General features: G+C 42.4%; 8 protein-coding genes and 1 tRNA gene. 2 read left to right on the top strand and 7 right to left on the bottom strand.

Features of this window, described 5'->3' with window-relative positions; all coding sequences use genetic code 11:
• Positions 1-566 (bottom strand): hypothetical protein (locus tag ASV53_RS21635; protein ID WP_205049219.1); only part of this gene is annotated, 566 nt, incomplete at its 3' end.
• A gap of 160 nt (positions 567-726) precedes the next feature.
• Between ASV53_RS21635 and ASV53_RS21630 the strand changes: the two genes are divergently transcribed.
• Positions 727-1,017, top strand: a complete 291-nt coding sequence (locus ASV53_RS21630; RefSeq protein ID WP_094958633.1) for a hypothetical protein — start codon at positions 727-729, stop codon at positions 1,015-1,017.
• 30 nt (positions 1,018-1,047) lie between these two features.
• Entirely contained in the window at positions 1,048-1,260 is a 213-nt protein-coding gene (locus ASV53_RS21625; protein ID WP_094958632.1) for a hypothetical protein, read from the top strand.
• Positions 1,261-1,608: 348 nt separating this feature from the next.
• On the opposite strand, the gene ASV53_RS21620 is transcribed toward ASV53_RS21625, so the two are convergent.
• From ASV53_RS21620 to ASV53_RS21595, 6 genes are all read right to left on the bottom strand, one after another.
• Positions 1,609-1,693, bottom strand: a tRNA-Leu gene (locus ASV53_RS21620).
• A gap of 168 nt (positions 1,694-1,861) precedes the next feature.
• Positions 1,862-2,857 carry a LacI family DNA-binding transcriptional regulator gene (locus ASV53_RS21615; RefSeq protein ID WP_094958631.1) on the bottom strand — a complete coding sequence of 332 codons (996 nt, stop codon included), beginning with the start codon at positions 2,855-2,857 and terminating at the stop codon, positions 1,862-1,864.
• A 98-nt stretch (positions 2,858-2,955) separates the two neighbouring features.
• Entirely contained in the window at positions 2,956-3,690 is a 735-nt protein-coding gene (gene chbG, locus ASV53_RS21610) for a chitin disaccharide deacetylase (protein WP_338091428.1), read from the bottom strand.
• Between the two features lie 79 nt (positions 3,691-3,769).
• Complete coding sequence (locus ASV53_RS21605; RefSeq protein WP_094958629.1) at positions 3,770-5,080, bottom strand: 6-phospho-beta-glucosidase; 1,311 nt, start codon at positions 5,078-5,080, stop codon at positions 3,770-3,772.
• Positions 5,073-5,402, bottom strand: coding sequence for a PTS lactose/cellobiose transporter subunit IIA (locus ASV53_RS21600; RefSeq protein ID WP_094958628.1), 330 nt, complete (start codon positions 5,400-5,402; stop codon positions 5,073-5,075). The genes ASV53_RS21605 and ASV53_RS21600 overlap by 8 nt, the downstream gene beginning before the upstream one ends.
• Positions 5,403-5,465: 63 nt before the next feature.
• Entirely contained in the window at positions 5,466-6,800 is a 1,335-nt protein-coding gene (locus ASV53_RS21595; protein WP_094958627.1) for a PTS sugar transporter subunit IIC, read from the bottom strand.
• Between the last annotated feature and the right edge of the window lie 54 nt (positions 6,801-6,854).

Raw genomic sequence — 6,854 nt, 5'->3', positions numbered from 1 at the left:
GCTCTGAATCGATTATTATCAAGTCTATCAATTAAATCAGCATGAAAAACTAAAATATCTTCAAGGCTATTACCACTCAACAAATTAATAGCACGAAAGTGGTCATTAAGCTTTGTTGACCACAAGCACGATGGCAAGGGTTGTTCGTTTATCGAACTCATCAAATATTTGACTGTTTGCATAGCTAACGGGTATTTACTAATAAGAACCTCTCGAGCTCGAGAGCTCAATTCATCAAAACCATTTTTCTCAATGACCTGTAATAGAAAGTCCTTCTCATCCAAAAATCGCTCCAACTGATGTTGACCCGCAAGAGACCCTACAGAATTTTCTAACTCTGCTAACTCTGTATCGTCTTCTATTTCGCACAACTTATCAAAATATAAGCTCGATGCATCCATCTGGCATTGAAGTAGAGATATGGAGTGCCAGTCATCAATGAAAAAGTCTCCTGCCTTAAGCTCTCGCCACTCAACAAGGTAGTGGAGTATCTCATGTCGGCTTATTGCATCCAACTCAACAAGCCATTGCTTTATAATTGGATCATCATATCTCTTGCTCGTCACGACCTTACCTACTTAAGGGAAATCTTAGGGTGAAAATTAGAACCCGAGTCGGATCTTAGTTCAAGACATAATTTCCGTTAACCTATCTTCAGCGACACTACAGTAAAACTCTAGTACCGTATAGTCCCTTCCCCCCCACAATATAATGAGGAACAGATAGGTGATTAGTTTTAATGACATAGTTTCAAGACTATCTGCAGATATCTTTGATACGGCAACTGCTACCAGAGCAGGATTAAACGGAGCTCAAGACCTATACCATTTTCAAATGAGTATTCGTGAGCATGGTGAAATTAAAGTAGTTAATGAAACGGCACTTGTTTTACAGGAACGCTACCGATGCTCATATGCAGAAGCTGCAAGCATGGCGTCACATAGAGTACAAGCAATGTTGGAACTATCCGAGGGTCAAGATACATTTCAAACAGTTCGTTCAAGACTAAATAAATAACAACATTACAAAAATAAAGGAAAGATGATTATGGAATGCAGCAATGAAGCATGTCTTCAAGAAATTGATATTGATCTAAGTTTGCTAGACTGTGAGAGCAATGGGAGTAGCGGAAATCATACCACATCGTACACATACACGGGTGTAATTACCTGTGATAACTGTCAAATAGAGCATGAGGTGACAATTAATACGGATGAAGTTGATGATACTGGTGAAGTCATTGACATCAATATCCAATAGAGCCAAACCATCCTCGCTGTCACGATTATTATCTGGCAGCGTTACTTTCTTCCATAGCACCGTAAAGTCACCATGGTACGACCATGGTTCTACTATCCCTGACACTTTGGTAATACTGACCTGCGAGTTTGCAGGAACCGGAGATTGTTGGATTTACTAGGATTCTCTTGAGCACAGAATTGACATGCGATGAACCATAGATGGACCATGGTAAACTTTTCAGAAATGATAACAGGGGCTTAAACTCGCTTTTCACTGGTTGATGACAAGACGAAAAGCGAACCTAAGTTTTTGATCGGTCTAGAAACAACAAAGCCCCAACCGAAGTTGAGGCTTTATCATTTTATCTGGTGCCCGAGGACGGACTTGAACCGTCACGCTCGAAAGCAACGGATTTTGAATCCGTCGTGTATACCAATTTCACCACTCGGGCAGATGCAGCTCATTATACGTATGCACTAAACCGACGCAAGCCTTTATTTACAAAAAACAGCATCAAACAGACCAACCGATGAATAAGCAACCAAAGCGAAACAATAACAACCACAAATCCTTTTATTATTTTGATTTTAAAGCATATGCTGATTAGTCATGATTGCGATTACCGTGGCAATACACTGCAACGAGAGATCAGTTTAGGTAAAAAGTGGCGGTCTATATCTGTCTCAGTTTTTTTGAGTTGATGATTCAATACAGCAACCGCTGTACGTGCCATATCGCTAATTGGGAAATGAACCGCTGTCACTGTCGGATAAAAGCTGGCACAAAGGTACACACTGTCAAAGCTCGTGACAGATAACTGTTCAGGTACTGCGATCTTGTGCTGATGAAAGAACTGTAATGCCCCACTCATCATCTCTTCACTGCACGAGAATAAAGCATCCATATCATCATGTTGCTGATAAAGGTTCAGTGCTGCTTGATAACCGCTTTCTCGACCATAGTTTCCCTCACTCGTAAGCGATGATTCAAAAGGGATCCCTGCGGCTTGCAGTGCATTCTTATAACCTTGAAAACGTTGTTTACTTGTTTCTCTATTTAGGTCACCAGAGATACACGCAATTTTCCGGTGCCCTTGTTCAATTAAATGCCCTACCGCTAATTGAGCGGCAAGAGTATGATCGAAGGTAATGCAACGGTCTTCAAGTCCTTCCACGAAACGATCAAGTAACACAAATGGTGTAGGTAGCTTGGCTAACTCTCGTAATTCATCATCACTTAAATAGCGGCTATGTAGAATATAACCATCACATCGCAGGTCATGAAAACGTTGGATAGCTTCTCGCTCGCCTTCTGCATTATGGTGACCTTGGGCTGTGATCAAAAATTTATTATGGCAGTCTAATTCAGACTGCACTTGATCCATCATTTCGCCAAAGAAGCCCCCAGTATAATAAGTGACTAATAACCCAACCATATTCGATGAAGCTGTCGCCAACGAACGTGCAATCGCGCTAGGCCTATAATTAAGCTCTGCCATTGCTTGCTCGACTTTACGCTTAGTATCAGCGCGAAACTTTCCTTCACCATTAATAATGCGCGATACCGTGGATCGATTCACTCCAGCCAGTAATGCAACATCTTTGATTCTTGCCATTCAGGCTTCATTCCTTTGTTATTACCTGTGATTAATGAGAGAAATAGTGCTCTCTACCGATACGAACTTCAATAAACAAGCAACTTCACTCTCTCATTTCATGAAAAAACAGCATAGTCACACAATGTAATATCTCGATTAGCTAATTGTTCAAGTAAATAAGGATCCGTCAACACGGCTAATTCTTTCGCTCTTGGCATCGTATAGCCGCTGCATTCCAATAGCGGTTGATCAACATAGGCGGGATGACACATGATTTCTAATACATCACACAACCCTTGTTGTTGATCGATAACACTTAGCAAGCTATCGATGCTCACGGCCGTATCGTAGAACTGATTACAAAATGCATAATGGCACCCCTCCACCTGCTCACTATCCGTAACACCGCGTACGACGAGTTGATGCGATGACGCTATCTCTTTTACCACAGGTAAGATTTGAGGATGAAAGTGCGCATGATGATGGCTATCTAAATGGCTTAAGGGGATCCCCAATGCCTGAAATGCGCAGATTTGAGCTTCAATTTCATCTGCGATTTCCATCGCATCAAAATCCATATATCGAGCAATGTACTCTTTCGACCAACAATCCCCTCGAGGATCCACTAACGTTTTTCCGGATGTTAAAGGCTTCCCTGTCGTGAAACGCAAGTGCAAGCCAACTTTCAATGGCGGAGACTGCGCTAATAAATTCAGCGCATGTTGCTCGGCTGGCATCCCGACCATCAAGGTAGTAGAACGCACTACACCATGTAAGCATGCATCTAAAGTGCCAAGGTTAACACCTTTCGTTAATCCAAAATCATCAGCATTGAATATCAGTTTCATCATTAGTCCTTTTACACGAAACACCACTAAACGCTCTAACCTTGCCCCCGAAGAAAGCAAGGTTAGCGACCGCCATTACACCCTAACTAAATTGCGGTAGATAATCATGGTTGGTCCGCAAGATATCATCCAAAATAGCTTTGGCTTTATTAATATCTGGCACTAATGGGTTATTCGTTAATGCCATCAAGGCTTTATCATAATCACCATGTACAGCAGCTTCGACTGTCAGCTGTTCATACGCTTTAACCTGATGAATCAAACCCGTTACATTGGGGCTCAATGCCCCTACGACTAATGGTCGAGCCCCCGCACTACCAACAACGGCGCTGCACTCTATAACAACATCATCAGGTAAAAAATTTAATGTGCCATTGTTGCGTACATTAACGACATTGATTGTATTTCGATTATTGTACAAGGCATCAACTAAATTTAATGAAGCATCGGAATAGTAAGCCCCACCACGCTCTTCAAGTAAGGCCGGCTTCTCATCAAGCGTGACATCTTTATAAAGTTCAAATAACGCTTGCTCAGTTGCCATTACCTGTTCTGCGCGTGTGCCTTCTTTGGCCGCACTTTCCTTCTCATCCGCGAGCATGGCTTCGGTCTGATAAAAATAGCGATGATATGGGCATGGAATTGCACCTAACGCTTTCAGAAAAGCGGGATCCCAAGGTTCTTCAAATATATTTTTCATACTGAAGTTGGCACCATCCCCGACTTTCTCGAGTACCTGCGCTGTAATATTCTCACCATTAAGCCAGGCGCGATGCGCCCACAATAAGTGATTTAATCCAGCACATTCCAACGTGAGATCTTCTGGCTGACAAGCCATCATGTCTGCAATCATCATGCTCATTGAGACAGGAACATTACATAAGCCAATCGTTTTGACGTTAGTATATTTCTGCACAGCTTCAGTGACTAAACCCGCTGGGTTGGTAAAGTTAAGCATCCAAGCATTGGGGGCTAATGCTTCAATGTCTTTACATACGTCGAGAATGACAGGGATAGTGCGCAAGGCTTTAGCAAAGCCACCTGGGCCTGTGGTTTCCTGTCCAATAACATCATACTTAAGTGGAATACGCTCGTCGTTCGCACGAGCTTGTAATCCACCAACTCTAAACTGAGTCATCACAAAATCAGCATCCGCGATTGCTTTACGGCGATCCAACGATGCTTGAATAACAATATCAGCCCCGTGTTTGGCAACCATTCGTTTCGCTAAGGCAGCAATAATCTCAAGTTTCTCTTGCCCGGCTTCAACATCCACAAAATGGATTTCTTTAACGGGCAAATACGCTAAACGCTTTAAGACCCCTTCGACCAGCTCCGGTGTATAACTGCTGCCGCCCCCAATAATGGCTAACTTTAATGCCCCTCTAGCCATGATTAACTCCTTGTTCTGTTTGGCGAAGTTCATGCAATACAACCAACTCGGTGGCGAGTTCATGGGCCAGGATCGTTGTCATTAAATGATCCTGAGCGTGCACCATCACCAAGGTCATTTTCACTTTACCCTCACCTTCATCGGCTTCTATTAACCGGGTCTGCGTTAAATGGGCTCTATTCAAACAAGCCTTCGCTTGCGTTAAACAACTTTTCGCTCCATCAATCTGCATCTTCTTTGCATACGCTAATGCCTCAAAACATAAACTTCTGGCTTCACCTGCATTAACAATGATGTCCATGACTACCGCTTCTTGATCCATTTCGTTCTCTCCCTAAACCTATTTTCATTGAAGAGGCATGTATATACCTCCTCATCATGCATATTAAGCAGTGGCTCCCTCACCCGCAGGCGTTGCCGATTTATCGCTGCTTTTTTCAATTTTGCTTTCTTCTTCCACTAATTGCTTTTCAAACATTTTGAAGAAAGGCAGATAAATAAAGATATCCATAATAAGTAACCCAATGACTAACAAGACTGGCGATAATGTCCATCCGGTTCCCCAAGATGCCCCCAATAATGCAGGTGCAGTCCAAGCCGTTTGTGAAACCGCCATACCAACAATACCGGTATGAACAGCGGTATAAGCAATAATGGCGTTAATCACAGGAGCAAAAATAAATGGAATAAACATGGTCGGGTTTAAGACTAATGGGCTCCCGAAAATAACGGGCTCATTAATTTGGAAGAAGCCAGGTACAACACTCATTCTACCTAAGCTACGAAGATGAATGGATTTACTAAACACCATTAAAATCACCAAGGCTAACGTTGCACCAGAGCCACCAATGAAGATATAAAAATCCCAAAATGGCTGAGTAAACACATTTGGAATTGGCTCTCCTGCTAAAAATGCTTCTTGGTTTGCACCTATATTAGTCAAGAAGATAGGTGACAACAGACCCACCACAATGGCCGCGCCATGAATACCAGCAAACCACAACAACTGGCACAATAATAAAGCGCCAATAATTGCAGGCAGTGAATTAGAAGCACTAACTAATGGGCGGAACATTTCAAGCACCAGATCAGGAATTAGCATCTCGTATTGCGATTGAAAAAATAGGCTTAATGGATAAACCGTCAAAAAGACAAACAACACGGGGATCAGTATTTCAAATGACCGAGCAATAGCTGGCGGTACTTGCTCTGGCAATCGGATAGTCACATTGTATTTGTTCAAAATGCGAATCAATTCAACCGAGAAGAACGCACTGATCACTGACGTAAATATCCCAGTACCTGATAAATGACTCGTCGACAAAGCACCGTCAGCAACCGGTGCTGATGCCACTAAAAAAGTCATTAAAGATAACGATGCGCTCGTAATACCATCCATATTATAGGCTCGAGCGAGGCTATAGCCGATCCCCATCGACACAAAAATAGCCATCAACCCCATTGTCATTTCGTAGGGCAACATAATATTGTCAAAATTTGCAGCAGCAAAATCTAACCATGCGCGGCCAAAAGTATTCTGCGTATCTTCAGCAAAAGGAGGAAACGCAAATACCAGCATGAAACTACCAACAATAATAAATGGCATGGCAACAATAAAACCATCACGCATGGCGCGTATATGCTTTTGGTTACCCACCTTCACTGCAATTGGCGCTATCTTCCCTTCAACAATTTTAATTATTGAATCATAGAGCTTCATAACATGAATCCTTTTTTGAATATGAAACATCCCACCCCACATAAATAAATGCAG

It is taken from the genome of Photobacterium sanguinicancri (assembly GCF_002265265.1).
Lineage (GTDB): Bacteria > Pseudomonadota > Gammaproteobacteria > Enterobacterales > Vibrionaceae > Photobacterium > Photobacterium sanguinicancri.
This window is presented reverse-complemented; position numbering and strand designations above follow the sequence as displayed.

Coding starts and splice junctions, on each gene's coding strand:
- ASV53_RS21625 (WP_094958632.1), top strand. CDS start 1,048: ATGGAATGCAGCAATGAAGCATGTCTTCAAGAAATTGATATTGATCTA.
- ASV53_RS21615 (WP_094958631.1), bottom strand. CDS start 2,857: ATGGCAAGAATCAAAGATGTTGCATTACTGGCTGGAGTGAATCGATCC.
- chbG (WP_338091428.1), bottom strand. CDS start 3,690: ATGATGAAACTGATATTCAATGCTGATGATTTTGGATTAACGAAAGGT.
- ASV53_RS21605 (WP_094958629.1), bottom strand. CDS start 5,080: ATGGCTAGAGGGGCATTAAAGTTAGCCATTATTGGGGGCGGCAGCAGT.
- ASV53_RS21600 (WP_094958628.1), bottom strand. CDS start 5,402: ATGGATCAAGAAGCGGTAGTCATGGACATCATTGTTAATGCAGGTGAA.
- ASV53_RS21595 (WP_094958627.1), bottom strand. CDS start 6,800: ATGAAGCTCTATGATTCAATAATTAAAATTGTTGAAGGGAAGATAGCG.